Below are 24,959 nucleotides of genomic sequence, written 5' to 3'. Positions count from 1 at the left end.
GCAAAGCGGGGCGGTAGCTTGTGCTTGCTGTGTCGCTAGGCCGCAGCGCGATGTTGCCTTGGCGGCAAGGGCGAAATACCTTTCGTCATCCCCGCAAAGGCGGGAATCCATCTCTCGACCCAATGCTGAGCCCGGATGGATTCCCGCATTCGCAGGAATGACGGGTATTTTCTGCCGGATGAGGTTCGTTAACGGCCCTGTGCACCGCTGGCGGGTTCCGGCCTCGGGTCGCGCTCACGCCGCACTCCGGCCTTGCCGCCGTCCTGCGCTGCCGACCATGCCAGCTTGCCGCCGATCCAGGTTTCCAGCACCCGGGTCGTGCGCACCTGTTCGGGCGCGGCGGTCATCGGGTCGTTGTCGACGAACAGGAAGTCCGCGCGGTAACCCTTGGCGATGCGGCCTAGGCGGTCCTCGGCGAACAGGGAGTAGGCCGCGCCCGTGGTATAGGCGGCCAGCGCCGCTTCGCGAGAGAGTACTTCCTGCGGCTGCCAGCCCCCGGCCGGCTGACCGTCCGCGCCGGTGCGGGTGATTGCCACGGCCAGGCCCTCGAAGGGGTGGGCGGGCTCAACCGGCGTGTCGGACCCGAAGGCCAGCGTCGCGCCCGCCGCCGAGATCGATTTCCACGCATAAGCCCCGGCAAGCCGCGCCGGACCCAGCCGGGCCTCGGCCATGGTGCGGTCCGAAGCCTCGTGCTGCGGTTGCATCGAGGCGATAACCCCGTTGCGGCCGAAGCGCGGAATGTCCGCAGGATCGACAATCTGCGCATGTTCGATGCGCCAGCGTCGGTCGCCCTTGTAGGTGGCGGACAGTTCCTCGATCGAATCGAGCACGGTGGCGTTGGCCTCGTCGCCGATGGCGTGGACGGCGACCTGGAAGTTGTCGATCGCCGCACGGCTCATCAGGTTGCCCAGCTGCGTCTGGCTCATCCGGGCCAGGCCCTTCGCCTTGGCGTCATCGGCGTAAGGCGCCTTGAGCCAGGCGCCGCGCGATCCCAGCGCGCCGTCGAGGTAGAATTTCACCCCGTTCATCTTGAGCCGGTCTTCGTAAAGCCACTGCGTCGGACGGGGGCCGCCGATCAGGCTCATGTTGTCGATCCCGGCCGCATAGGAGACGATGCGCACGCGCAGCGCGCCCTTGTCCGCGGCGCGGCGGAAGGCCTGCCAGTCCTCGATCGTGGTGCCCATGTCGGCGATGGTGGTCACGCCTGCGGCGAGCAGCGTGAGCTGCGCCTCGCCCAGCGCTGAATCGCGGTCGTCGGGGCGGGTGTGGGGCAGCTTGGCTTCGATCAGCGCGGTGGCAGCGTCGACGAGCACGCCCGCCGGAGCCTTGGAGCCCGCCATGCGCAGGATCTGACCGCCCGCCGGATCGGCACTGGCAGCGCTTACCCCGGCAGCGGACAGCGCGGCGGAGTTGGCCCAGCCGGCATGGCCGTCCACGCGGATGAGCCAGGCGGGCTTGCCGCCGGTCACCTGGTCCAATTCGGCCGCAGTGGGCATGCGGTCGGCGCCGCTGGCATCCTTGTTCCAGTCCGCCTGGTTCCAGCCGGTGCCCAGTACCCAGGGCGCCTCGGGATGCGCGGCGACCCATGCCGCGATGCGCGACAGGGCCTCATCCAGCGATCTGGCTGCGGAAAGGTCCAGCGTCATCTTCGCAAAGCCGGTGGCCATGACGTGGCCGTGGGCATCGATCATGCCGGGCACGACCACGCGGCCCTTGCCGTCGACCTGATAGTCGACCTTCTTGGGCCGTTTGTCGCCGCGGTGGAAGACCTGCACGACATGCCCGTCCGGGCCGATCAGGAAGCCCTCGAAATGATCGACGCCGCCCTTGCCGTCAGGGGTGACGCCTTCGACGTTGTCGACAAGGATATCGGCGTGGGCCGGAGACGCGAACAGGGGAGCCGTAAGGGCAGTCCCCGCGAGCAGCATGGTGGCTGCCGCAATGCTATGCTTCACTTCTTGCCCTTCTTGGGGAGGCGCTTGATGATCGCGCTGGTATCGAGACGGCCGCCGCCCATCGCCTGCAGGTCGGCGAAGAACTGGTCGACCAGCGCCGCCACCGGCAGCGACACGCCGAGCCCGCGCCCTTCCTCAAGGCTGAGGCCAAGATCCTTGCGCATCCAGTCGATCGCGAAGCCGAAATCGAATTCGTCGGCGTCCATGGTCTTGAGCCGGTTGTCCATCTGCCAGGACTGGGCAGCGCCGCCGGAAATGGCCTCGTAGACCTTTTCCATGTCGAGGTGCGATGCCTGGGCGAAGCGCACCGCCTCTGCCAGCGCGGCGACGTTGCCGGCGATGCAGATCTGGTTGGCCATCTTGGCGATCTGGCCCGAGCCGGGCTTGCCGACATGGACGATGCGGCTGGAGTAGGCTTCCATGATCGGGCGCGCGGCTTCGATCGCGTCGTCGCGCCCGCCGCACATCAGGGTAAGCGTGCCTTTTTCCGCGCCGATCTGCGATCCGGTCATCGGAGCGTCGACGCAGTGGACCTTGAGATCGCGCGCCTCGACCGAGATCTGCCGGGCGATCCGCGCCGAAACGGTGGTATGGTCGATGAAGACGCCGCCCTTCTTGAGCATGCGGAATACGCCGTTGGGGCCCAGCACCACGTCGGCAAGGTCGTCGTCGTTGCCCACGCAGGTGATGACTACATCGGCATCCTGCGCGGCATGGGCCGGGTTGGCGGCAATGCGGTGGGCGAGGCCCGGATTGTCGGCGTTCCACTTGCGCGCGCGTTCGGGCGAGCGGTTGTAGATCGTCAGTTCGTGCCCGGCTTCGGCGATGTGGCGCGCGATCGCGCCGCCCATCGTCCCCAGCCCGAGGAAGGAAACCTTGCGGCGCTCTATGGTGTTGTCGCTCATGCCGTGCGTTCTAGCGGGTTTTGGGCAAAAGCAAACCGCCCAGGCACTGTCGGCGAGCCGAGCGTGCTTTCAATTCGTCGTGGTTTCCGGTAGTCGCGCCGTCATGGACCAGACAGTGCTCACCATCGCTCCCGGAGCGGCCGAGGCCGCCCCGTTGACCGCAGCCGACGTTCGCGCGGCGGCGGAGCGAATTTCGGGCAAGGTCGTTCGCACGCCGACGCTGCACAGCGCGACGCTGAGCGCGATCACCGGCGCCGACATCTGGCTCAAGTTCGAGAATCTCCAGTTCACCGCCGCCTACAAGGAGCGCGGCGCGCTCAACGCGCTGCTGCTGCTGCCCGAAGAGGCCAAGTCGCGCGGCGTGATCGCCGCTTCGGCCGGCAACCACGCGCAGGGCCTCAGCTATCACGGCACCCGGCTTGGCGTGCCCGTTACCATCGTCATGCCCAAGACCACGCCGACGGTAAAGGTCATGCAGACCGAGAGCGTGGGCGGCAAGGTCGTGCTCCACGGCGAAAGCTTCGACGAGGCCTATGAACACGCCCGCAAGCTGGAAGGCGAGCTGGGACTGACGTTCATCCATCCCTTCGACGACCCGCATGTGGCGGCGGGGCAAGGCACCGTCGCCCTGGAAATGCTGGAAGACGTGCCTGAACTGGACACGCTGGTGCTGCCGGTGGGCGGCGGCGGCCTGTCCTCGGGCATGGGCACCGTGGCGCGCGGGATCAAGCCGGACATCCGGCTCGTCGGCGTCGAGGCGCAGCTTTATCCCTCCATGTACAACCTGCTGAAAGGCACCACCCTGCCGATCGGCGGCGACACGCTGGCCGAGGGTATCGCGGTGATCGCGCCGGGGCTGATGACCTCCAAGGTGCTGCGCGGCCTGCTTGACGATTTCCTGCTGGTCAGCGAGTCCCAGATCGAGAGCGCGCTGGCCCTGCTGCTCCAGATCGAGAAGACGCTGGTCGAGGGCGCGGGCGCGGCGGGCTTCGCGGCGGTGATGAACAACCGCGAGCTGTTCGTCGGGCGCAAGGTCGGCATCGTCCTGTCGGGGGGCAATATCGATACCCGCCTGCTCGCCAACGTGCTGCTGCGCGACCTTGCCCGCTCAGGTCGTCTCGCGCGGCTCAAGATCGGCCTTCAGGACCGCGCCGGCGCGCTGTTCAAGGTCGCCAAGGTATTCCACGAGCACAATGTGAACATCATCGAGGTGTTCCATCAGCGCATCTTCACGCACTTGCCTGCCAAGGGCCTGGTCACCGAGATCGAGTGTGAGGCGCGTGACAAGGCGCAGCTTGATGCTCTGGTCTCCGCCCTGCGGCGTGAGGGCTACGAAGTGAAGCAGGTCGAGACCGAATAGGTTTGCACGGGGCGGGCGGTGCGTTATCTTCTGCCCACCCCGGCGCCCCGAATTGGCACGGATAGGCGCCGTTGCCGCCGTACTGGTGCGATTTGAATGCAGGCCGATCGGTTTTTGTAGTTAAAAGACTCGCAACGCGCTGCAGCGGCATGCATATTTCGGGGACAGAGGCGGACCACGCGCCGGCACAACGCAAGAGGAAGACCAAGTTCGGTGACGGCTCCGGTTCGATTTCCACGCTTTTTCGTGACCAGCCCGGCGCCGTGTCCGTATCTTCCGGGCCGTAGCGAGCGCAAGGTTTTCACCGAGCTGAAAGGGCCGCACGCCGATTCGCTCAACGATGCGCTGGGCCGAATCGGGTTTCGCCGAAGCCAGACCGTCGCCTACCGCCCCTCCTGCATCGACTGTAACGCCTGCGTATCGGTGCGGGTCGTCACCGGGGAATTCGTCGCCTCGTCCTCGCAAAAGCGCACAATCAAGGCCCATGGGGACTTGATTGCCACGGTCTGCCGTCCGTGGTCCACCAGCGAACAGTTCGACCTGCTGCAGCGCTATCTCTCGGTACGCCACCCCGAAGGCGGGATGACGACGATGGACGAAGTCGACTTCGCCGACATGGTGGAGCACACCCCCGTCACCAGCTACGTGATCGAATACCGTGAACCCTCAGCCGATGGCGTCGTGCCGGGCCGCCTCGTCGGCGCCTGCCTGACCGACCGCCAGTGCGACGGGCTCTCGATGATCTACTCCTTCTACGACCCGCACTACGAAGGACGGCAGGGGCTGGGGAACTTCATCATCCTCGATCACATCCGCCGCGCCGAAGAAATGGGGCTGTTCTACGTCTACTTGGGTTACTGGGTCGAAGGCTCGCCGCGTATGCAGTACAAGGTGCGCTATCGGCCGATGGAAAAGCTCGGCCGTTCGGGGTGGGAACGGATCGACCCTGCCGACCAGGACCGCCTGATCGCGGCAGCCGTCGCCAATCCCCGCAGCCGCGATGACGCTGCCGGCCCGAAGGACGGCATGCCCGCCATCACCAAGGGCTGAAAGGCCGCGTGCCTGGCGGGCGCTGGATCGTGCGTTGCGCTGGCAATGACTTGCTAAACCGCGCCCTGCTCCGCTAACAGCACGGCACTCGCAAGGACCCGGTGAAAATCCGGGTGGCTATTCCGGCCGCCGATCCGCCGGACAACGTCACACATCACCCAATTTCAAGCGCGCCCAGATGTGCGCCGTGTGGCTTCTTGTGGAATTTTCCCATGTCCAATTCGATTGTCCGCTATCGGCGGCAGTGGTTTACAGATGGCGTCGGTGTACGCCGCGACGTTCTTGCCGGCGTGGTCGTCGCGCTGGCGCTGATCCCGGAGGCGATCGGGTTCTCGATCATCGCCGGGGTCGATCCGCGCGTGGGGCTCTATGCCTCGGTGGCGATCGCCATGGTCATCGCCTGCATCGGCGGGCGGACCGGCATGATCTCCGCCGCAACCGCCTCCGTGGCGGTTCTGGTGACGCCGCTGGTGCGTGACCACGGCGTGGAATACCTCTTTGCCGCCACGATCCTGATGGGCCTGTTCCAGGTTATCGCCGGCCTGCTGCGGCTCGACCTGCTGATGCAGTTCGTCTCGCGCTCGGTCATCACCGGGTTCGTCAATGCGCTGGCCATCCTGATATTCATGGCGCAGCTGCCCCAGCTTACCGATGTGGGCTGGCAGACGTATGCGATGGTCGCGGGCGGGCTTGCCGTCATCTACCTGTTTCCGCGCGTGACCAAAGTGGTGCCCTCGCCGCTGGTCTCGATCCTGCTGCTGACAGCGATCAGCATCGGCATGGGCCTTCCCGTCCACACCGTGGGCGACATGGGCAAGCTGCCTGAAGGCCTGCCCGAATTCGCGCTGCCGCAAGTACCGCTGACGTTCGAGACCCTGCGTATTATCGCCCCGTTTTCTCTGACGATGGCGGCGGTCGGCCTGCTGGAATCCATGCTGACCGCGCAGATCGTCGACGACATGACCGACACCGACAGCGACAAGAAGCGCGAATGCATGGGCCAGGGCGGCGCCAACGTCGTGGCGGCATTGCTGGGCGGCATGGGCGGCTGCGCGATGATCGGGCAGTCGGTGATCAACGTGACGTCGGGCGGCCGGGGCAGGCTTTCCACCTTCGTCGCGGGCGCTTTCCTGCTGTTCCTGCTCGCGGTGCTGGGCCCTTACGTGGGCCGGGTGCCGATGCCGGCTCTGGTGGCGGTGATGATCATGGTGTCGATCGGGACTTTCAGCTGGAGTTCGATCACCAACCTGCGCCGTCATCCGCCGACGTCCTCGGTTGTGATGCTGGTGACGGTCGTGGTCGTCGTCGCCACGCAGGACCTCTCGCTGGGCGTGCTTTCGGGCGTGCTGCTTTCGGGGATATTCTTTGCGGGCAAGGTCCAGCGCATGTTCGCGGTGGAGCGCGAGGTGTCGCCCCGGGGCGCGACCTACCGCGTTTCAGGACAGATATTCTTCGCCTCGGTCGAGCGTTTCACCCGGGCCTTCCAGTCCGAAGACAGCGCCGGGCACTTCCTGATCGACGTGTCGAAGGCCCACTTCTGGGACATCTCCGCTGTCGGCGCGCTGGACAAGATCGTCGCGCGCCTGCGCCGCGAAGGTCGCAGCGTCGAGGTGATCGGCTACAACGAAGCCAGCGCCGATATCGTCGACCGCTTCGCTCTGCATGACAAGACCGGCGTTGAAATCGGCGCCGCCCCGCACTGAGGTTTCTCGATTGCGGGGCGGCAGCAACCTTAGCGCTTCTTGCCTTTCGCTGCGTTGAGCGCGGCGGCTTCCACCAGCAGCGCCTTCAGCGCCGGTTCGTCGATCACGTCGCCTTCGTGCAGGTCGATGGCCCGGCGCACGTTGCCTTCAAGGCTGGCGTTGAACAGGCGCTTGGGATCTTCAAGCGCGGCGCCTTTGGCGAACGTCAGCTTGACGGCGGCCTTGTAGGTTTCCCCGGTGCAGACGATGCCGCCGCCATGATACCAGGTGGGCACGCCGCGCCATTTCCATTCCTCGACCACGCCCGGAAGCGCCTCGAGAACAAGCGCGCGAACTTTCGCCAGGGTATCGCCGCGCCAGTCGCCCAGTTCGGCGATGCGTTCGTCGATGTGCCGGGCGGGTGATTTCTGGTCGTCGGCTGGCTCGGTCATGGCGTTCCGTAGAGCTTGGCCTCTTCCGCGCGGCGCGACTTGAGGCCGTTCATGGGCTTTCCGTCATTGTAGATCCACTTGCCGAACTGTTCCTGCGCCTGGGCGAACTTGCCCTGCTTGTGCAGGCTGCCCAGCGTCGACTTGCGGATGGAGCCGGTATTGTAGTGGAACGAAACCAGCGCGTCGAACTGGTTCTGCGTGGTTGCCGCTGCGCCGAGGAAGGTGGCCACCTCGTTCACGTAGGCCACCATGTCGACGTCGAAGCGCGCATCGCACTGGGCCTGGTTCCAGATCACGCCCTTCTTCACGTCGGCGCCGGTGGAACCCCAGCCGATCGTCCAGGGCTTGCCGTCAGTGCTGCCGGGATCGGGATAGGCGGCAAAGGTGCCGTCGGCGCGGCGAGTAGCGCAGCCTTCCCATTTCTTGATAAGTTTGGCGCCCGGCGATCCCAGCGCGGCGCCGGTGGGCGCTGCGGGGGCCGGCGTGGGCACGGGGGCGGGGGCCTCGCTGGCGGGCAGGGCGACTGCTGCAAGATCGATGGCCTTGTCCAGTGCGTTGACTTCGGCCTGGGTGAAGCTGCGGCCCAGCATCCTGCGAACCGCGTCGAAAACCGGCTTCCTGTTCATGAACACTTCCTTCCACGACGTGACTGCACGAAGTATCCGTTGCAGCCGTGACTGCCCAAGGTGCGCCCGAATGGTGTTGGAAGCGGTCCTGACTACCGCCGTTTGCGCTGCCCCATGCCTTTCGGGCAGCCGTTTGATTAAGCCTGAGTGCCATCTGTAGGAAAGCGGATTCTTTTGCGTCGCCGCGCTGGTGCCGGAAATATCAGCAGTAGTCATGCGCCGCGAACGGGGCGCAACGAAAAGGGCGCCCGGATTTCTCCGGGCGCCCCACTCGGCGAACTGGTCGCGTAAGCCTGATTAGAGGCTGTAGTACATGTCGAATTCAACGGCCGACGGCGTGGTTTCCCAGCGCAGAACTTCGGGCCACTTGAGTTCGAGGTAGGCTTCGATCTGGTCCTCGGTGAACACGCCGCCTTCGAGAAGGAAGGCGTGGTCGGCCTGGAGGCTGTCCAGAGCTTCGCGCAGCGAACCGCAGACGGTCGGCACTTCGGCGAGTTCGGCCGGCGGCAGATCGTACAGGTTCTTGTCCATCGCTTCGCCCGGATGGATCTTGTTCTTGATGCCGTCGAGACCGGCCATCAGGAGCGAGGCGTAGCACAGGTACGGGTTGGCCATCGCGTCGGGGAAACGGAATTCCACGCGCTTTGCCTTGGTGCCGGCACCGTAGGGGATGCGGCACGAAGCAGAACGGTTGCGGGCCGAGTAGGCCAGCAGAACCGGCGCTTCGTAACCCGGAACCAGGCGCTTGTAGCTGTTGGTGGTCGGGTTGGTGAAGGCGTTGAGGGCCTTGGCGTGCTTGATGACGCCGCCGATGAAGTACAGGCAGTTGTCGGACAGGCCGGCGTAGCCGTTACCGGCGAAGGAGTTTTCGCCTTCGTTCCAGATCGAGATATGCGTGTGCATGCCCGATCCGTTGTCCTTCATGATCGGCTTGGGCATGAACGTTGCCGTCTTGCCGTAAGCCTGCGCGACCATCCACACGACGTACTTGTAGATCTGCATGCGGTCGGCGGTGGTCACCAGCGTACCGAAGGTCATGCCGAGTTCGTGCTGGGCAGCCGCCACTTCGTGGTGGTGCTTGTCGCAGGGCAGGCCCATTTCGAGCATGGTCGAAACCATCTCGGCGCGGATGTCGGTGCACGAATCGACCGGAGCGACCGGGAAGTAGCCACCCTTGGCGCGCGGGCGGTGGCCCAGGTTGCCGGCATCGTACGACTTGTCGGTGTTGCCCGGCAGTTCGATGTCGTCGATCTTGAAGCCGTTGCCGTCATAACCGTCGTAGAACTTCACGTCGTCGAACATGAAGAACTCGGCCTCGGGGCCGACGTAGACGGTGTCGCCGAAACCGGCCGACTTGACGAACGCTTCGGCGCGCTTGGCGCACGAACGCGGGTCGCGGGCGTACAGCTCACCGGTCGAAGGCTCGACGATGTCGCAGAACACGATCAGCATCGGGGTGGCCGAGAACGGATCGACGTAGACGGCGGTAAGGTCGGGCTTGAGGATCATGTCCGACTCGTTGATGGCCTTCCAGCCCTCGATCGACGAACCGTCGAACATGAGGCCGTCTTCCAGCTCATCTTCGCCGAGAACCGTCGAAACCATGGTCAGGTGGTGCCACTTGCCCTTGGGGTCGGTGAAGCGAAGATCGACCCACTCGATCTCCTCGTCCTTGATTTGCTTCAGGACTTCCTTTGCAGTTGCCATGGTATTGGTTCTCCAGGTTACTCTTTCGCCCGGCGAAAGAGGATAGGGGTGGGTGGGCAATTCGGGAATTCAGCCGGCCCCCACCGGCATAGTCCCGGGTCCGGTCACGGCCGGACGCAAATTCAAAAAAGGTAGCGCTGTTAGAGCGCGTCGTCGTCCCGTTCTCCGGTGCGGATTCGCACAGCGGTTTCCACGTGCACGACGAAGATCTTGCCGTCGCCGATGCGGCCGGTCTGCGCGGCGTCGGCGATGGCTTCGACCACGCGGTCCGCCAAGGCATCGGGAACGACGACTTCGAGCTTCACCTTGGGCAGGAAATCGACGACGTATTCCGCGCCGCGATAGAGTTCGGTGTGGCCCTTCTGGCGACCGAAGCCCTTGGCTTCAGTGACGGTGATGCCGGATACGCCCACTTCGTGCAGCGCTTCCTTAACTTCATCGAGCTTGAACGGCTTGATGATGGCTTCGATCTTTTTCACGCCTGCCTGGACCCCTGCACTTGCACCCGGACTGTTTCTAAGAGGAAACCGGTCCGGGAACCAGATGCCTCGCGCGCGATTCCCATCAAGAATCGTGCCAATGCTTCGGGTGAGTGGTAGGCCAAGTGTGCAACCGCGAAAAGACCGGATTTGCACCATTTACCCCGTTGGTTGACGGACTGTCGCAATGTCTGGTGCCAGCAATGGGCAAGTTCTGTTCAAGATTCGGGCAGTGCGTGCCTGAAAATTGTGCAGTGCAGGATTCTGCCCGGTGAGTGGCCCATGTTCTGAAGCGGTCGCGCAGGACTTCCTCCTGCGCCGCCTCCCCGAGCAAGCCCGGGGAGAAATGCGATCAGAGGCGCAGGCCTGCGGTTTCGTTCAGGCCGGCCATGATGTTGAGGTTCTGCACCGCTGCGCCGCTGGCGCCCTTGCCCAGGTTGTCGAGCATGGCGACGAGGCGGGCCTGGGTGCCGTCCGCCGAGCCGAGGACACGCAGGGTCAGGCTGTCGACCGGTTCCATTGCCGCGCGCAGCAGCAGTTCGTCCGGCTGGTCGTCTGCGACGTTCACCACCGGGCTGTCTGCATAGAAGTCCGTCAGCGCGGCGCGAAGAGCTTCGGGCGTGCCCGCGCCGGGCATCATTTCAAGATGCAGCGGCACTTCGACCAACATTCCGCGATGCGCGGGAACTACGGCAGGTGCGAAGATCGGCGCGTGGGTAAGCCCTGCATGGACGAGCATTTCGGGCACATGCTTGTGGCCGAGCGCCAGGCCATAGGCGCGGAAAGCGATGTCGGTATCGGCTTCGAAACGGGCGATCAGCGCCTTGCCGCCGCCCGAGTAACCCGAGACGGCGTGGCAGACGTAAGGCCACTGCGCGGGCAGCAGTCCGGCGCGGATCAGCGGCGCGACCAGGGCGATGAAGCCGCTGGGATAGCAGCCGGGATTGCTTACCCGCATGGCCGAGGCGACTGCATCGCGGCCGACGATCTCGGGGAAACCGTAAGTCCAGTCCGGCGCGGTGCGGAAGGCCGAGGAGGCGTCGATCACCCGTGTGCGGTCGTTGGCGATCATGCTGACGGCCGCCTTGGCGGCGTCGTCGGGCAGACACAGGATGACGAAGTCGGCGGCATTCAGCGCTTCGGCGCGGGCCGCATCGTCCTTGCGCCGATCGTCCGGGAGCACGAGAAGTTCGAATTCGCTGCGGCCGGCAAGCCGGTCGGCGATTTCGAGGCCGGTGGTGCCGGCGGCGCCGTCGATGAAGACACTTGCGGTCATCAGATTTCGCTTTCAAGCTGGTTCAGCGCGACGTAGCCGACCGGCCCGTCCTCGCCGAGCTGGCCCCAGGCCCAGTTGCCGGCAATGTCGAGCACGTTGAACGTGGCGGCGGCAGGCAGGTCCATCACGGCATCGCCATCATTGCGTCCGGTTGCGCGCAGCACGGCGCCGGCGGCAACGGCGCGCGGCATCGGCGCGGCGTAATGCGGCACGAAGTACAGCCCGGCCAGCTTGATGTGGGCAAGGTCGCCGCGCACGGGAAGGCAGCCGGGATCCGCGCGCACGCTCGGTCCGGTCATGGCAAGAATGCCTTCGGTCCGGGGAGGGCGGGTATACGAATCCAGAGGTGCCAACGTCGGTACGTCTCCAAAAGCAAAGATGGGCGCGCTTAGCCGGGTCACGGCTGGATCGCAAGTTCAGGCATAACGCGCCCGCAGCATGTGCCACGCCGCACGCAGGCCCAGCGCATCGCCGCCCTTGGGCCGCCCCGGCTTGGCGGCAGGGCGCCAGGCGAACGTATCGAAGTGCGCCCAGTCGATCCCCTTGGGTACGAAGCGGTCCAGGAACAGCGCCGCCGTGCTGGCGCCGGCAAAGCCGCTGGAGCCGGCATTGTTGATGTCGGCGATGTCGGACTTGAGGTATTCGCGGTAGCCTTCGTGCAGCGGCAGGCGCCAGCACGGGTCGTCCTGGGCCTTGCCTGCGGCCAGCAGCGCGTCGGCCGTGGCATCGAGCCGGGTGAACAGGGCCGGAAGGTCCGGGCCGACGGCAACGCGCGCGGCGCCGGTCAGGGTGGCGAAGTCGATGATGAGGTCTGGCTTTCCCTCGCCTGCGCGGGTCAGGGCATCGCCCAGGATCAGGCGGCCTTCCGCGTCGGTATTGCCGATCTCGACCGAGATGCCGGCACGGCTTTTCAGCACGTCGCCGGGGCGGAAGGCATTGCCGGCAATGGCGTTCTCCACCGCCGGGACCAGCAGGTGCAGGCGCACCGGCAGGTTCGCACCCATGATGAGCCGGGCGAGGGCGAGCGCGTGCGCGGCGCCGCCCATGTCCTTCTTCATCAGCAGCATGCCCGCGCCGGGCTTGATATCCAGCCCGCCCGAATCGAAACACACGCCCTTGCCGACGATGGCGACGCGCGGGTGCGCGGGATCGCCCCATTCCAGTTCGATCATGCGCGGGGCGTGGGAGCGGCTGGCCGCCCGGCCCACCGCGTGGACCATGGGGAAATCGCGCTCCAGCAGATCGCCTCGGGTGATGCGGATTTCGGCGCGGTAGGACTTGTGGAGGTTCTCCGCTTCGGTTTCGAGCTGGGCGGGGCCCATGTCCTCTGCCGGCGTGTTGACAAGATCGCGCACCAGCATGACCGCCTCGGCCTCAGCCGTTACCGCGTCGATGGCTTTCGGCTCGCCGGTGAGGAGCACGCGCGGGCCTTCGTCGCCCGGTTCGGAGAGATAGCGCTCGAAGCTGTACTGGCCGGCGATCCAGCCCAGCATTGCCGCGCCCGGCTCACCGCCCACGCGGCGATAGGTGCCGGCGGGCAGTTTCTCGGCCAGCCTGGCCATGCACCAGGTGGTCAGCGCGGCGGTATCGGCCACGCCTGCAACCACCGCCCATACATCGCTATCGCCGTCGCCATCGGGGATAATCGCAAGGTCGTTCGCGGCGCCTGCGAAGCGATTGGCCGCGATTGCGGCGCGCTGGGGAACGCTGAGGGATTTGAGGAATTTCTCCAGTCCGTCCTTGTCGACGAGATGGATGGAAACGGCCTTCTGGCCGCGATCGGGCTGGATCAATGCGTTCTTGTCGCTCATGCGCTGATTCTCTAGCCTTCCCCCCGGCCTGAGTGCGAGAGGAATTTTGATGCGATACGGCGGTTTGGTTACGGTTCTGGCATTGACGATGACAGGCGCGATGGCTGCGTGCAACGGTTCCGGCAGCCCCGACCCGCAGCGCAGCGTTGCGGCAACCGGTGCGCCCGAGGCAACCGATCCTGCATCCGAAGCGCCCCCGCCGCCCCCCCCTCCGGCCAAGGGACGCACCGAAAAGGAAGAGAACGAAGTCTTCGCTTTCGGCTATTCCTACCCCGATGCCGCCGCTGCCATTCCGGGCCTTCGCGATCTGCTCGACCAGCGGCTGGATGCCGACAAGGGCGATCTCGTATCGTCGGCGCGCAGCGGCAAGGCGGAGGCGGCCAAGGACGGCTTTCCCTATCACGCCTATGAACGGCAGACCGACTGGAAGGTCGTCACCAACATGCCCGGCTGGCTTTCGCTGTCGGCCCAGCACTACGAGTTTTCGGGCGGCGCGCACGGGATGACCGTATTCGACTCGCTGGTATGGGACCGGGGCGCTGACACCGCGCGCAAGCCGGCAGACCTGTTCACCGGACAGGACGCCTTGCGCAGCGCGATCCAGGCGCCGTTCTGCGACGCGCTGGACAAGCAGCGCGCGAAGAAGCGCGGCGAGCCGGTGGCGCGCGATAGCGGGCAGATGTTCAGCGAATGCATCGACCCCGCCGCGCAGACGCTGATCCTGGGATCGACCAATCGCCGCACTTTCGACCGCATCGGTGTGCTTGTCGCGCCTTACGAGGCGGGGCCCTATGCGGAAGGCAGCTACGAAGTGACGCTACCGGTAACCGGCAAGGTGATGGCTGCGCTGAAGCCGCAATATCGCAGCGCCTTTTCCGCGCAGCCGTGACCTTCGCAACCGTGATCTCGCAATTCGTGGAAAAAGGGACTATCTGGGCCTCATGACCGAATACCAGATCGTAGAGCCCGGCCAGGAGGAAGCCCTCCTGCGTGACGGCACCATCAAGCTGCATGGCCCCGCAGGTTTCGAGGGCATGCGCCGCGCCGGCGCGCTTGCCGCACGCATTCTCGACGAGATCGCGCCGCTGGTGCAGCCCGGTGTCACCACTGCGTTTATCGACGACAAGGTGCGTGAACTGACGCTGGCCGGGGGCGCCGTGCCCGCAACGCTGGGCTACCGGGGCTATGCGCATTCGTGCTGCATCTCGATCAACCACGTCGTTTGCCACGGCATCCCGTCCGAGAAGACCTTCAAGGACGGGGACATCGTCAACATCGACGTCACCCCGCTGCTGGATGGCTGGCACGGCGATACCAGCCGCATGTACCTTGTCGGCGATGTCCCGCTGAAAGCGCGCCGCCTTGTCGACGTGACGTACGAGTGCCTGATGATCGGCATCGCGCAGGCCAAGCCCGGCAACCGCGTGGGTGATATCGGCGCGGCTATCCAGGAATATGCCGAGTCGCACCGCTACGGCGTGGTGCGTGAATTTTGCGGGCATGGCCTGGGCCGCCTTTTCCACGATGCTCCCGAAGTGGTGCATGCCGGCCGGCCCGGCACGGGCCCGCTGCTCAAGCCCGGCATGTTCATGACGATCGAGCCGATGATCAACCTGGGCAAGCCGCCGGTGAAGCTGCTCTCCGATGGCTGGACGGCAGTTACCCGCGACAAGTCGCTCTCGGCGCAGTTCGAGCATTCGATCGGCATCACCGAGGACGGCTGCGAGATCTTCACCACCAGCCCCACCGGCCGCCACAAACCGCCTTACGTCTGACGGCGCACCGGTAGCGGCCTCAGAACGAGATCACCGCTTCGCCGATTGCATTCCACACTTCGTCCAACTGGTCGTCGGTGATGCAATAGGGCGGCATCACGTAGACGGTGTTGCCCAGCGGGCGCAGCAGGATGTCGCGGCTGCGGAAGAAGGCCATCAGTTCGGGCGCGAGGCCGTCCATGTAGCCGCCTTCGCCGCGCGTCCGCAGGTCCAGCGCGGCGATCGTGCCCAGCGCGCGCGGATTGTCGAAGTGGCAGAAGCGGCCGAGCTTCTCCAGCCATGCGGACTGCCGCCGGGCAAGGTCGGCGACGCATTCCATCACCGGCTCCTCACGCCAGATGGCGAGGTTGGCAGCAGCCGCCGCGCAGGCGATCGGATTGGCGGTGTAGCTGGAGGAATGGAAGAACATCCGCGCCCGGTCGGTGGACCAGTGCGCGGCGAAGATCGCCTCGCTCGCCATCGTCACCGCCAGCGGCAGTGAACCGCCGGTGAGGCCCTTGGAAAGGCACAGGATATCGGGGACGACGCCCGCCTGCTGGCACGCCAGCAGGGTGCCGGTACGGCCCCAGCCGGTCATCACTTCGTCGGCGATGAACAGGACGCCGTATCTGGCGCAGATATCGGCCATGGCCTTGAGCGTTTCGGCGCCGTAGACCAGCATTCCGCCCGCACCCAGCACCAGCGGCTCGACGATCAGGGCGGCGGTGTCCGAATGTCGGCACAGGGCCTCAAGGGCGTCCAGCGTCTCCTGCTCGGCCCCGGCGGCGGGGAAGGGAATGCGGCCCACGTCGAACAGCAGCGGCTCATAAGGCTGATTGAACACGCCGCGCGCGCCCACCGACATCGCGCCGATAGTGTCGCCGTGGTAGGAATGTTCCATCACCACGATCCTGTGGCGCGGCGTGCCGCCCTTTGCCGGGGTATTGGCATTCCAGTACCCCAGCGCCATCTTCAGCGCGACTTCGACGCTGGTGGAGCCGGAATCGGAGAAGAACACCCGCGTCAGTTCGGGCGGCATGATCGCGGTCAGCCCGGCGGCAACCGCCTCGGCAGGTTCGTGGGTCCAGCCGGCGAAGATGAGCTGATCCAGCTTCTGCGCCTGCTCGGCCACGGCGGCCATGATGCGCGGGTGGCAATGGCCATGCGTGGTCACCCACCAGGACGAGACCGCATCGATCACCGTGCGTCCGTCTGCGGTGTGCAGCAGCGCGCCTTCGGCATGGGTGACGAGCGGGATCGGCTCGCCCAGCCCGTGCTGGGTGAAGGGATGCCAGATAGGCGAGGCAGCAGGCGGCAGGGTCATGCGAAATCCCCCAGCCGGAAGTTGGCGGCAAAGGCGGCGCGCAAGGCGGCGGGTTCCAGCGGGTCCAGCCGGGGCAGGCGGCCCAGTCGCTTCACGTCGCCCATCGCGCAGATCGTCGACTCGCTGTCCTCCACCGGGTCGCCGACGAAGGCCACGCCCAGGATCGCCACCCCGCGCGCGCGCAGCGCCTCGACCGAGAGCAGGGTGTGGTTGATCGTGCCCAGCACGGTGCGGGCCACCAGCACGACCGGCGCGCCCCAGCGGGCGAACTGGTCGGCGTAAGTTTCGCGGCGGCTTATCGGCACCAGGACGCCGCCCGCGCCCTCCACCACCAGCGGGCCGTCGACTGCGGGCAAGGCAAGCCTTGCCGCGTCTATCGTCACGCCGTCGATCTCGGCGGCGAGGTGGGGAGAACAAGGCGTAGCGAGGCGGTAAGCCTCGTCCAGAACATGGCCGCGCGGCAGGCCGGAAAGGCGCGCCACGCGCATGGCATCGGTGCCGTCATCCTCGACCCCGGCCTGCACCGGCTTCCAGTAATGCGCACCCAGCGCGCCTGCGAGCGCGGCGGCGAATACGGTCTTGCCGATCTCGGTATCGGTGCCGGTGACGATGATGGGGCGGGTAGTCATGGCTGGATCACCTAGCGCGGTGGAGGTGGCAGGTCACGGCCTCGTAAGTCACTTCGCATCCAGTTTGGGGGGATTTGGCAGTTTGGGGGGATCTGGCAGTTTGGGCGAAGCGCGCCATGACGCGGCGCAGCTGGGCGGGCGAAAGCGGGCGGTGGCCGGGATGCGAAGTGCCTGCGCCGATGGCCTTGAGCGCGCGCAGGAAGGCACGGGGGTCGGCGTGGCGCTCGATATGGTCCTCGACGATGAGCGCTTCGGGCGCCAGCGCGGCGAAGCCTTCGACGGGGGCAAAGGCGGGGGTGCCGGCGGCGATCCCTTCCGCCTCGTGGGCAGCGCGCCACTGCGCGAAGCTGCCGGGGCCAAGCGTGGTGACCATCAGGTGCCCGCCCGGCGCCAGCCACCCGGCCATGCGGGCCAGCGCGGCGGGCGCATCGTCGAACCACTGCGCGGCAAGGCTGGAACAGATGAGGTCGAACGGCCCTCCTTCCGGGGCGCCGCGCTCACCGTCGAGCAGGGCAAAGCGCAAGGAGCGGCCCTGCTGCATCGGTGCCATGCGGGCCTGGCAGCGCTCTACCATTTCGGGCGCAATGTCGGTCACCAGCCAGTCGCCGCAGATGCCCACGTCCACCAGAGCGCCGGTGAGGAAGCCGGTGCCGCAGCCGATTTCCAGCACGCGCGGCGCGGCAGGCAGGTCCAGCGCGGCAATGCGGGCGGCAAGGCGATCCGCCACTTCGCGCTGGACGCGGGCCTGTCCGTCATAGTCCGGTGCGGCGGCGAAGGCGCTGCGGATGCGCGCGCGCTGGTCTGGGCCGGACGGCATCATGCCACGGTCTCGACCATGCCGCGCACGGCCTCTGCGCATAGCTGCGGGGCTTCGAGGGGGAGCAGGTGGCCGCCGGTGTCATGGTTCATCCGGCTGACCCGTGCGCCCGCGAAAGTGGCCTCGCGCATGGCCGCAGGCAGCAGCGGGTCGCGCCCGCCGTGCAGCGCCAGTATCGGCACGCGCGGGATCGGCGGCGCGGCGTCGCGCAGGCGCAGAAGGTCGGCGTGGAGGGGGGCCGGGGCTATTTCGATCTGGCCGAAAGTGGCCTCGCTGCCGCAGCTGCGGTGAAATTCGGTGAGCACGGTGCGCGGCTCGATCTCGAAGCGGCGCAGCATCCGGTCCAGCACGCGGACGGGCACGCCGGGGCGGCCAGGCAGGGCGGTGAAGCGCTCGAAGCCATTGACCGCGATGATCCCGGCCAGCCCCGGCGGCGGCGCGGCAAGGACGCGCATGGTGCCGAAGCTGTGGGTCACGGCCACGCAAGGGCCGTCGATGCGGGCATCATGGGGCGCACCGAAATAACCGCGGTCGTCGATGGCGTGGGGCCATTGCGGCAGCAGCGCGGCAAGCGGCGCCCAGAACGTGCGGTCGAAACCCCAGCCGTGCACGAACAGCAGCTTCACCGATGGGCCTCGATCGCCGTCAGCAGCGCGTCGATATCGGCCGGCGAATGGCCTGCGCGCAGGGCAAGGCGCAGGCGGCTGGTGCCGGGTGGCACCGTCGGAGGGCGGATCGCGGAGGCGAGGAAACCGGCCTCCTCCAGCCGTGCGGACAGGGCCATGGCCTCGTCCTCACCGCCGATCATGGCCGGTACGATCTGGGTCGAGGATGCACCGTGGTCGAGGCCGAGGCGGGCAAGGCCCGAGCGCAGGCGGTCGCCCAGCGCGGCCAGATGGGCGCGTTCGGCGTCCATGGCGGGCACGAGGTCGAGAGCGGCGTCGATCGCGCCCAGCACGGCGGGCGGCGGCGCGGTGGTGAAGACGAACCCGCTGGCGGCGTTGACGAGGTAGTCGATCAGCACCTGCGAGCCTGCGACATAGGCCCCGAAGCCGCCCAGCGCCTTGCTGAACGTGCCCATGATAAGGTCGACCTGTCCCGGCACCAGCGCGGAGAGGCCGCGCCCTTCGGGCCCCAGGACGCCGGTGGCATGGGCCTCGTCGACGAACAGCGCGGCATCATGGCGCTCGGCGATCTGGGCGAGGCGGGCGATGTCGATGCGGTCGCCGTCCATCGAGAATACGCTTTCGGTGAGGATCAGGCGGGCGGATGCGCCAGCGCCCTTCTCGGCCAGCAACGTTTCGAGGTGATCGAGGTCGTTGTGGCGGAAGCGGTGCTGGCGGGTGCCCGCCATCGCCAGGCCCGCATGCATCGAGGCATGGATCAGCCGGTCGGTGAACACCGCCGGGCCCTGCGGCGCATTGGGCATCGCCGCCAGCAGCGCGGGGATCACCGCCGCGTTGGCCTGCCAGCCGCTGGCGAAGATCAGCGCGGCCTCGCAATGCTTGAAGGCGGCGATGCGGGCTTCCAGCGCCAGGTGCGCCGCGCTGGTGCCGGTGACCAGCCGCGATGCGCCCGATCCCGCGCCGTGCGCCGCTGCCCACTGGCCCGCGCGCTCCACCAGCAGCGGATGCCGGGCAAGGCCGAGGTAATCGTTGCTGGAGAAATCGAGCATCGTGCGCCCGCCGCGTTCCACCCGTCCTTCGGGGAGCAGCGCGGCGGCGCGCAATGTCCGGCGTTGCCCGGCGCGCTCAATCCGCGCCAGCGCCGTCTCGAGGTGTGAATCGAGCCTGCTCATGATCCGCCCGGTATGGCAAGCTGGCCCGTGGCACAATGGGCTGACCACGCTTTGCCGGGTATCACGAGGCTGCCCGTGACAGCGCTATTCGCCTTGCGCCGCCTTGGCCGCCTCGCTCTTGTCCAGTTCCTTGCGCGAAATGCCCAGCACCTTGGCGAGCTTGCCTTTCTCTGCGTCGGAGAGGTCGCCGTAATGGCGCGGCGGCGGCATCTGTGCGGTGGCGGCCTTCACCTTTTCGACGATGGCGGGCATCATCTGCATGAACTTGGGCATGAACGCCTGCATCTTCGTCATGACCTCGGGCGACATCATGATCATGTACGATTCGGCGGCATAGGCCTTGCCGGTCGGCGTGGCGAAGAAGGTGTTGAGATCGCGCAGCTGGCCCGTGTCGAAGCGGATCGCATAGGCAGTGGCCAGGCCGTCGCGGATTTCCGGTTCGAACTCGGTCATCAGCGTGGCCATTTCGGCCATCATGGTGCGGGTGGAGACGCGCATCCGTTCCTTGTAGGCGGGGTCGTAGATGGCCATGATCTCAGCCAGCGAGGCGCTGCCCAGCTTGTCGGTGTCGACGCCGCTGATCCCGGCAATGTCCTTGACCGGCATCTGCATGGTGGAATCCATGATGGAGTCCATCATCTTGTCCATCGTGCCGTTCATCAGCCGCGCGTACGTGCCCAGTGGAAAGATGTAGTCCACCGTCTGGCGCGCCGCTGCAAGGCGGGCGGGGTCGGCAGGCGCGGCAGCCGCAGCAGAAGGGGCAGGCTCGGCGGCGAAGGCCGGGGCGGCGGCGCAAAGCAGGGCCGCGCAGGCGGAGGCAAGCACAGGACGGATCACGGATATTCCCCTCAAGGTCGCACGAACGCGGCAGGACCCCGGCATAACCCGTCAAGCGCATGGGGAAAACGAAAACAAGGGCTTGTCGGAAAAACGGCGCGTAAGGCGCCTGTACGCTCCGCCCGCTCAGGCTAGGCAGGGCCCAAGAGGGCTTCAGGGAGGACTTCTTCGCGCCTCCCTGAACCGACGAGGCTTCTTACAGCCCGGCCTGCAGCAACCATTCGTGGAAAATGCGCACGGGGCGCGATTCCAGCGACTTGGGGCGGCAGACGAACCAGTAGCGGTAGGGGCTTTCGACGTCGATGTCGTAGAGCCGCGCCAGGCGGGTGTCATGGGCACGGCGGAAGTGGTCGTCGTGCATGATGGCGATGCCAAGGCCCTGCGCCGCGGCTTCCAGCACCAGCTGGCCCGAATCGAAACGGTCGACCGAGGCCGGATCGAGGTCGGGCAGGCCGATCGCGTCCTTCCATGCCTCAAGGCTGTCGGGCAGGTCCTGATGGATCAGGAAGGTCTGGCGCGCCAGCATCGCTTCGTCGGGCGTGGCGCCGAGTTCGGCGGCCAGCTCGGTCGAGGTGAAGGCGTAGACCTTGTTATGGTCGAGCTGCACCCGGTAATACTGCGGGTCCGGTTCCTTCGCGAGGATGATCGCGGCGTCCAGCGTGTCGCCTACGCGGTCTTCCAGATGGGCTCCGGTGTCGATGTCGATGTGCAGGCGCGGATGCAGTTTGCGCAGTTCCGGCAGGCGCGGGAACAGCCGCTGGCCGCCGAACAGCGAAGGCACGCCCAGATGAAGGCGCAGCACCTGCCCGCGATCGATCTGTGCTTCCACCGCTTCGGCCAGTTCTTCCAGCCTGGGACCGATGGCGTTGTAGAAGGCCAGGCCTTCATCGGTGAGCTTCATCGCCTGGTGCTGGCGCGTGAACAGGCGCTTGCCGGTGAAGTCCTCCAGCGCGGCGACGCGGCGCGACAGCGCCGAAGGGCTGAGCGCAAGCTCATTGGCGGCGGCCTTGGCGGAACCAAGGCGCACGACGCGCACGAACGCTTCGAGCGCGCGCAGGGGGGGAAGACGGCGTACAGGCAATTTTCTGTCTTTTCACTCACTTATGGCCACCACACGCAGATGCGGCGGCGACGATTAATTTGCCTCTCTCTCCAATTCTTCCACCGGCGGATGCAGCCGAAGCCGGGTGACATGTCGTTCGTTGCCGTCCGTCACCTCGATCCGCCAGCCGCTGTCATGCTCCAGGATCGACCCTACCTGGGGAACCTGCTCTGCCAGAACGAATGCAAGGCCGCCGAGAGTATCGACGGCTTCCTCGACTTCGGCGAGCCGCGGATCGATCCGCCGCGCCACCTCGTCAAGTTCTACACGGGCGTCCGCGTCCCACATACCTGCATCGATTGCAACCAGCAAATCCTCGGGGGCGTCGTCGTGTTCGTCCTCGATGTTGCCGACGATCTCCTCGACGAGGTCCTCGATGGTGATGATCCCGTCGGTGCCGGTGTATTCGTCGATCACCACCGCGAGGTGGACGCGCTGGGCGCGCATGTCGGCCAGAACGTCGAGGGCGCCGCGCGACTGGGGGACGTAGAGCGGCTGGCGCATCAGCGAAGTCCAGTCCTCGGGCGGCGCAATGCCGCGGGCGAGCAGGGGGAACACGTCCTTGATGTGGATCATGCCCCTGATCTCGTCGAGCGTTTCGCCGTAGACGGGCAGGCGGCTGTGGCCGTGCTCGGCAAAGGCCTCGATCACCTCGGCCCAGGTGGCGGCGGCGGGGATCGCGATGATCGCGCCGCGCGGGATCGCCACGTCGTCGGCATCATGCTCGCTGAAATGGAGGAGGTTGCGCAGCATCTGGCGCTCGATCGGGGAAAGGTCGCCCTTCGAGGCGGATGCCCCGTCGCTGTCGCCTTCGTGGTCGTTGATGACCTCTTCGATCTGCGCCCTGAGCGACTGGTCGCCGTCGCCCTGGAAAAGCCGGCGGAAAGCACGCCAAAGCGTGCCGCTACTGTCGCCTTCTCCCGAGCCTTGCTCGGCATGGCGGCCATTGTCGGCCATCTTGCTTGATTATCCCTACTGAATGAAACGGTCCCCATATGGGTCGGGAATGCCGAGAATCGCAAGAGCCTTTGTTTCGAGCGCTTCCATTGCCTCTGCCTCGGCCTCTCCGGTCTCATGATCGAGGCCGGCCAGATGCAGCAGTCCGTGGATGATGAGGTGGCTGGCGTGGTGCTCCACTGGCACGCCTTTTTCTGCGGCCTCGCGGGTGCAGGTTTCGCAGGCGAGGGCAAGGTCGCCCAGCATTTCGGGCGGTCCGTCTTCCGCGAGATCCAGCAGGTCATCGCGGTCCAGCATGGGGAAGGAGAGCACGTTGGTAGGCTTGTCCTTCGCCCGCCATTCGCGGTTGAGGACGTGGACCTCGGCGTCGCTGGTGAACAGCAGGCTGGTTATCAGGCGCGGATTATCCAGTTCCGGCGCCACCTGCACCAGCGCTTCGAGCGCGGCCTGGGCAAGGTCCGCCCAGTCCGTAGCCGGGGCCCAGGGTTCTTCGATGTCGATTTCGAGGTCCATGGCCTGGCCCCTAGCGGGTGGGAGGGGTGAGAGGAAGCGCGATACCCGCTTCCTTCTCGTTCATTCCGCCCCATTCATTCCGCTTTGCCCTCGTAAGCCTCGACGATGCGGCCCACGATCGGGTGGCGCACCACGTCGGCGGCGGTGAAACGGCTGACGGCGATGCCGTCCACCCCTTCGAGCCGGGTCACCGCGTCGGCAAGGCCGGACATGCGCTCACCGCCGGGGATGTCGATCTGCTTGGGATCGCCGCAGACCACCATGCGGCTGTTCTGGCCGAAGCGGGTGAGAAACATCTTCATCTGCTCGCGCGTGGTGTTCTGCGCTTCGTCGAGGATGATGAAGGCGTCCGCCAGCGTGCGGCCGCGCATGAAGGCGATCGGTGCGATCTCGATCTCGCCATTCGCAAGGCGGCGTTCCACCTGTTCGGGCGGCATGCAGTCGTACAGCGCGTCGTAGAGCGGACGCAGGTACGGATCGACCTTGTCCTTCATGTCGCCGGGCAGAAAGCCCAGTTTCTCACCCGCTTCTACCGCCGGGCGCGAGAGGATCAGGCGCTGGACCGAGCCGGTCATCAACTGGCTGACCGCCTGCGCCACCGCGACATAGGTCTTGCCGGTACCTGCCGGGCCAAGCGCGAAGATCACGTCGGTGCGGGCGAGCGCGCGCATATATTCGATCTGCGCCGCAGAACGCGGCACGATCGTTTTCTTGCGCGTGCGGATCATGATCGGCGCTTCGCCGGTATCGCCGCTGATGATGCCTTCGAGGGTGGGTTCGGAAGACATCGCGATCAGCGATTCGATAGCCCCGGCATCCAGGTTCTGACCCATCTCCAGCCGGTGATACATGCCCTTGAGCGTGTCCCGCGCGCGGGCGACGGAATCTTCGGGGCCTTCGATCTGGATCTTGTTGCCGCGCGCGGCGATGTAGACGCCGAGCCGGTTTTCGACCTGTACCAGGTTTGAATCGAATTGGCCGAATACGGCTCCCAGCAGCGTGGGTTCGTCGAATTCAACCTCGACTCGTGCCCGACGGTGAGTCTCTGGGCGGAACTGCGCCGGATCAACGACGCGTGCTGCTTTGCGGGCCATGCGCTCCTTTCGATTTTCGATTGAGGATGCTTTTCGTTCTATCGTGAAGATGGCTCCGCACAGCGCCGCAGGCAAGGTGCCGGGATCACGTTTTTTTTCGGTTCGTCGGGGATAAATATGCGGTTCGGCGACAAATCGATATGCGGCCCGGCAACTGTCGCAGGGGTGCGACACTTATGTCCGCACGCTGCACGCCGTGTTCCCAGATCGTTCAGGGGGCGGCGGGCAGTTTCGAAAACAGAAGGCCGGTCCGCAACGCTCTACCAAAAGGGCACGGTCCTGACAAAAGAAGGAGACTATTCATGCGCAAGTTCTTCATCGCCGCGATTGCCGCGAGCGTCGCGCTGCCCACCCTGGCGGTTCCCACCATTGCTTCCGCGCAGAGCGCCCGCGAAGTCCGCGAGAGCCGCCGTGACGTGCGCCAGGACCAGCGCGATCTTCGCGACGCCAAGCGTTACGGTGACCGCCGCGACGTCCGTGATGCCCGCCGTGACGTACGCGATTCCAGGCAGGAACTGCGTGAGGACTGGCGCGACTATCGCCAGAGCCACCGCAATGCCTATAAGCGCCCTGCCTACGTCGGTCCGCGCGGCTATGCCTATCGCCCCGTCGCAGTGGGTCAGCGCTTTGACCGCGCCTATTACGGCGACCGCTACTGGGTGCGTAACTATTCGGCATACCGCCTGCCCGCCCCGCGCGCGGGCCACCGCTGGGTCCGTTATGGCAACGATGTGGTGATGGTGAACGTGCGCAACGGCCGCGTGGTCTCGTCGCACAACAGCTTCTTCTGGTAAGCCAACCGGCCTGCCAATAAGTAAAGGCGGCCCCGGA

25 protein-coding genes and 1 other annotated feature are annotated in these 24,959 nt (G+C 66.2%); of the genes, 6 read left to right on the top strand and 19 right to left on the bottom strand.

Going from position 1 to position 24,959, the window contains the following annotated elements; translation table 11 throughout:
• Window positions 1–188: 188 nt before the first annotated feature.
• Window positions 189–1,955 (bottom strand): amidohydrolase, encoded by a 1,767-nt coding sequence (locus TQ38_RS15555; RefSeq protein ID WP_370059776.1) that lies wholly within the window; start codon window positions 1,953–1,955, stop codon window positions 189–191.
• A complete protein-coding gene (locus TQ38_RS15550) occupies window positions 1,952–2,860 on the bottom strand; it encodes an NAD(P)-dependent oxidoreductase (RefSeq protein WP_043976995.1) in 909 nt (302 codons plus the stop codon). Before TQ38_RS15550 ends, TQ38_RS15555 begins: the two co-directional genes overlap by 4 nt.
• Before the next feature lie 103 nt (window positions 2,861–2,963).
• Between TQ38_RS15550 and TQ38_RS15545 the strand changes: the two genes are divergently transcribed.
• The 3 genes from TQ38_RS15545 (at window position 2,964) to TQ38_RS15535 (ending at window position 6,973) form a co-directional block, all read left to right on the top strand.
• The gene (locus TQ38_RS15545; RefSeq protein ID WP_043976992.1) at window positions 2,964–4,220 is read left to right on the top strand and encodes a threonine ammonia-lyase; all 1,257 of its coding nucleotides are present in this window, start codon (window positions 2,964–2,966) and stop codon (window positions 4,218–4,220) included.
• A gap of 213 nt (window positions 4,221–4,433) precedes the next feature.
• Complete coding sequence (locus tag TQ38_RS15540; RefSeq protein WP_043976989.1) at window positions 4,434–5,270, top strand: arginyltransferase; 837 nt, start codon at window positions 4,434–4,436, stop codon at window positions 5,268–5,270.
• Window positions 5,271–5,361: 91 nt separating this feature from the next.
• Window positions 5,362–5,417, top strand: a sequence feature (sul1 is cis-regulatory element that is thought to sense ions involved in sulfur or methionine metabolism; They are found in Alphaproteobacteria).
• A gap of 65 nt (window positions 5,418–5,482) precedes the next feature.
• The gene (locus TQ38_RS15535; RefSeq protein WP_043976986.1) at window positions 5,483–6,973 is read left to right on the top strand and encodes a SulP family inorganic anion transporter; all 1,491 of its coding nucleotides are present in this window, start codon (window positions 5,483–5,485) and stop codon (window positions 6,971–6,973) included.
• 29 nt (window positions 6,974–7,002) lie between these two features.
• Here TQ38_RS15535 and TQ38_RS15530 read toward each other — a convergent pair whose 3' ends face one another.
• The 7 genes from TQ38_RS15530 to TQ38_RS15500 all read right to left on the bottom strand — a co-directional run bounded on the left by TQ38_RS15530 (window position 7,003) and on the right by TQ38_RS15500 (window position 13,303).
• Window positions 7,003–7,404 carry a DUF1801 domain-containing protein gene (locus TQ38_RS15530; protein WP_043976982.1) on the bottom strand — a complete coding sequence of 134 codons (402 nt, stop codon included), beginning with the start codon at window positions 7,402–7,404 and terminating at the stop codon, window positions 7,003–7,005.
• The gene (locus TQ38_RS15525) at window positions 7,401–8,030 is read right to left on the bottom strand and encodes a lysozyme (protein WP_113941933.1); all 630 of its coding nucleotides are present in this window, start codon (window positions 8,028–8,030) and stop codon (window positions 7,401–7,403) included. Before TQ38_RS15525 ends, TQ38_RS15530 begins: the two co-directional genes overlap by 4 nt.
• A gap of 297 nt (window positions 8,031–8,327) precedes the next feature.
• On the bottom strand, window positions 8,328–9,737 hold the full coding sequence (glnA, locus tag TQ38_RS15520) for a type I glutamate--ammonia ligase (RefSeq protein ID WP_043978979.1): 1,410 nt from the start codon (window positions 9,735–9,737) through the stop codon (window positions 8,328–8,330).
• 140 nt (window positions 9,738–9,877) lie between these two features.
• The gene (locus tag TQ38_RS15515) at window positions 9,878–10,216 is read right to left on the bottom strand and encodes a P-II family nitrogen regulator (RefSeq protein WP_043978976.1); all 339 of its coding nucleotides are present in this window, start codon (window positions 10,214–10,216) and stop codon (window positions 9,878–9,880) included.
• 352 nt (window positions 10,217–10,568) lie between these two features.
• Entirely contained in the window at window positions 10,569–11,492 is a 924-nt protein-coding gene (argC, locus tag TQ38_RS15510) for an N-acetyl-gamma-glutamyl-phosphate reductase (protein ID WP_043978973.1), read from the bottom strand.
• A complete protein-coding gene (locus TQ38_RS15505) occupies window positions 11,492–11,791 on the bottom strand; it encodes a hypothetical protein (RefSeq protein WP_043978970.1) in 300 nt (99 codons plus the stop codon). Before TQ38_RS15505 ends, argC begins: the two co-directional genes overlap by 1 nt.
• A 117-nt stretch (window positions 11,792–11,908) precedes the next feature.
• Window positions 11,909–13,303 carry a M17 family metallopeptidase gene (locus TQ38_RS15500; protein ID WP_043978968.1) on the bottom strand — a complete coding sequence of 465 codons (1,395 nt, stop codon included), beginning with the start codon at window positions 13,301–13,303 and terminating at the stop codon, window positions 11,909–11,911.
• Window positions 13,304–13,352: 49 nt separating this feature from the next.
• On the opposite strand from TQ38_RS15500, the gene TQ38_RS15495 reads away from it, so the two are divergent.
• Entirely contained in the window at window positions 13,353–14,192 is an 840-nt protein-coding gene (locus TQ38_RS15495; RefSeq protein ID WP_043978966.1) for a DUF4163 domain-containing protein, read from the top strand.
• 52 nt (window positions 14,193–14,244) lie between these two features.
• Window positions 14,245–15,078 (top strand): type I methionyl aminopeptidase, encoded by an 834-nt coding sequence (gene map, locus TQ38_RS15490; RefSeq protein WP_043978963.1) that lies wholly within the window; start codon window positions 14,245–14,247, stop codon window positions 15,076–15,078.
• A gap of 19 nt (window positions 15,079–15,097) precedes the next feature.
• Here map and TQ38_RS15485 read toward each other — a convergent pair whose 3' ends face one another.
• The 10 genes from TQ38_RS15485 to TQ38_RS15440 all read right to left on the bottom strand — a co-directional run bounded on the left by TQ38_RS15485 (window position 15,098) and on the right by TQ38_RS15440 (window position 24,128).
• The gene (locus TQ38_RS15485) at window positions 15,098–16,381 is read right to left on the bottom strand and encodes an adenosylmethionine--8-amino-7-oxononanoate transaminase (RefSeq protein WP_043978960.1); all 1,284 of its coding nucleotides are present in this window, start codon (window positions 16,379–16,381) and stop codon (window positions 15,098–15,100) included.
• Window positions 16,378–17,010 (bottom strand): dethiobiotin synthase, encoded by a 633-nt coding sequence (gene bioD, locus TQ38_RS15480; protein ID WP_043978958.1) that lies wholly within the window; start codon window positions 17,008–17,010, stop codon window positions 16,378–16,380. Before bioD ends, TQ38_RS15485 begins: the two co-directional genes overlap by 4 nt.
• Before the next feature lie 7 nt (window positions 17,011–17,017).
• Window positions 17,018–17,830, bottom strand: coding sequence for a methyltransferase domain-containing protein (locus tag TQ38_RS15475; RefSeq protein ID WP_043978955.1), 813 nt, complete (start codon window positions 17,828–17,830; stop codon window positions 17,018–17,020).
• Window positions 17,827–18,453, bottom strand: coding sequence for an alpha/beta fold hydrolase (locus TQ38_RS15470; protein WP_043978954.1), 627 nt, complete (start codon window positions 18,451–18,453; stop codon window positions 17,827–17,829). Before TQ38_RS15470 ends, TQ38_RS15475 begins: the two co-directional genes overlap by 4 nt.
• Window positions 18,450–19,625, bottom strand: coding sequence for an 8-amino-7-oxononanoate synthase (gene bioF / locus TQ38_RS15465; protein WP_043978952.1), 1,176 nt, complete (start codon window positions 19,623–19,625; stop codon window positions 18,450–18,452). Before bioF ends, TQ38_RS15470 begins: the two co-directional genes overlap by 4 nt.
• A gap of 84 nt (window positions 19,626–19,709) precedes the next feature.
• Window positions 19,710–20,462, bottom strand: coding sequence for a DUF2059 domain-containing protein (locus TQ38_RS15460; RefSeq protein WP_240197904.1), 753 nt, complete (start codon window positions 20,460–20,462; stop codon window positions 19,710–19,712).
• Between the two features lie 196 nt (window positions 20,463–20,658).
• The gene (locus TQ38_RS15455) at window positions 20,659–21,543 is read right to left on the bottom strand and encodes a LysR substrate-binding domain-containing protein (RefSeq protein WP_205316043.1); all 885 of its coding nucleotides are present in this window, start codon (window positions 21,541–21,543) and stop codon (window positions 20,659–20,661) included.
• A 54-nt stretch (window positions 21,544–21,597) separates the two neighbouring features.
• Window positions 21,598–22,521 (bottom strand): hemolysin family protein, encoded by a 924-nt coding sequence (locus TQ38_RS15450; RefSeq protein ID WP_043978950.1) that lies wholly within the window; start codon window positions 22,519–22,521, stop codon window positions 21,598–21,600.
• 15 nt (window positions 22,522–22,536) lie between these two features.
• A complete protein-coding gene (ybeY, locus tag TQ38_RS15445; protein ID WP_043978949.1) occupies window positions 22,537–23,034 on the bottom strand; it encodes an rRNA maturation RNase YbeY in 498 nt (165 codons plus the stop codon).
• A 74-nt stretch (window positions 23,035–23,108) separates the two neighbouring features.
• Window positions 23,109–24,128 carry a PhoH family protein gene (locus tag TQ38_RS15440; protein WP_043978946.1) on the bottom strand — a complete coding sequence of 340 codons (1,020 nt, stop codon included), beginning with the start codon at window positions 24,126–24,128 and terminating at the stop codon, window positions 23,109–23,111.
• Between the two features lie 302 nt (window positions 24,129–24,430).
• On the opposite strand from TQ38_RS15440, the gene TQ38_RS15435 reads away from it, so the two are divergent.
• Window positions 24,431–24,922, top strand: coding sequence for an RcnB family protein (locus TQ38_RS15435; protein ID WP_043978943.1), 492 nt, complete (start codon window positions 24,431–24,433; stop codon window positions 24,920–24,922).
• Window positions 24,923–24,959 lie beyond the last annotated feature (37 nt).

This window comes from Novosphingobium sp. P6W (genome assembly GCF_000876675.2).
GTDB lineage: Bacteria > Pseudomonadota > Alphaproteobacteria > Sphingomonadales > Sphingomonadaceae > Novosphingobium.
This window is presented reverse-complemented; position numbering and strand designations above follow the sequence as displayed.

Excerpts from the sequence above, each read along its gene's own strand:
- TQ38_RS15550 (WP_043976995.1), bottom strand. The coding sequence starts at position 2,860 with ATGAGCGACAACACCATAGAGCGCCGCAAGGTTTCCTTCCTCGGGCTG.
- TQ38_RS15545 (WP_043976992.1), top strand. The coding sequence starts at position 2,964 with ATGGACCAGACAGTGCTCACCATCGCTCCCGGAGCGGCCGAGGCCGCC.
- TQ38_RS15535 (WP_043976986.1), top strand. The coding sequence starts at position 5,483 with ATGTCCAATTCGATTGTCCGCTATCGGCGGCAGTGGTTTACAGATGGC.
- TQ38_RS15530 (WP_043976982.1), bottom strand. The coding sequence starts at position 7,404 with ATGACCGAGCCAGCCGACGACCAGAAATCACCCGCCCGGCACATCGAC.
- TQ38_RS15525 (WP_113941933.1), bottom strand. The coding sequence starts at position 8,030 with ATGAACAGGAAGCCGGTTTTCGACGCGGTTCGCAGGATGCTGGGCCGC.
- glnA (WP_043978979.1), bottom strand. The coding sequence starts at position 9,737 with ATGGCAACTGCAAAGGAAGTCCTGAAGCAAATCAAGGACGAGGAGATC.
- argC (WP_043978973.1), bottom strand. The coding sequence starts at position 11,492 with ATGACCGCAAGTGTCTTCATCGACGGCGCCGCCGGCACCACCGGCCTC.
- TQ38_RS15505 (WP_043978970.1), bottom strand. The coding sequence starts at position 11,791 with ATGACCGGACCGAGCGTGCGCGCGGATCCCGGCTGCCTTCCCGTGCGC.
- TQ38_RS15500 (WP_043978968.1), bottom strand. The coding sequence starts at position 13,303 with ATGAGCGACAAGAACGCATTGATCCAGCCCGATCGCGGCCAGAAGGCC.
- TQ38_RS15495 (WP_043978966.1), top strand. The coding sequence starts at position 13,353 with ATGCGATACGGCGGTTTGGTTACGGTTCTGGCATTGACGATGACAGGC.
- map (WP_043978963.1), top strand. The coding sequence starts at position 14,245 with ATGACCGAATACCAGATCGTAGAGCCCGGCCAGGAGGAAGCCCTCCTG.
- TQ38_RS15485 (WP_043978960.1), bottom strand. The coding sequence starts at position 16,381 with ATGACCCTGCCGCCTGCTGCCTCGCCTATCTGGCATCCCTTCACCCAG.
- bioD (WP_043978958.1), bottom strand. The coding sequence starts at position 17,010 with ATGACTACCCGCCCCATCATCGTCACCGGCACCGATACCGAGATCGGC.
- TQ38_RS15475 (WP_043978955.1), bottom strand. The coding sequence starts at position 17,830 with ATGATGCCGTCCGGCCCAGACCAGCGCGCGCGCATCCGCAGCGCCTTC.
- bioF (WP_043978952.1), bottom strand. The coding sequence starts at position 19,625 with ATGAGCAGGCTCGATTCACACCTCGAGACGGCGCTGGCGCGGATTGAG.
- TQ38_RS15450 (WP_043978950.1), bottom strand. The coding sequence starts at position 22,521 with ATGGCCGACAATGGCCGCCATGCCGAGCAAGGCTCGGGAGAAGGCGAC.
- ybeY (WP_043978949.1), bottom strand. The coding sequence starts at position 23,034 with ATGGACCTCGAAATCGACATCGAAGAACCCTGGGCCCCGGCTACGGAC.
- TQ38_RS15440 (WP_043978946.1), bottom strand. The coding sequence starts at position 24,128 with ATGGCCCGCAAAGCAGCACGCGTCGTTGATCCGGCGCAGTTCCGCCCA.
- TQ38_RS15435 (WP_043978943.1), top strand. The coding sequence starts at position 24,431 with ATGCGCAAGTTCTTCATCGCCGCGATTGCCGCGAGCGTCGCGCTGCCC.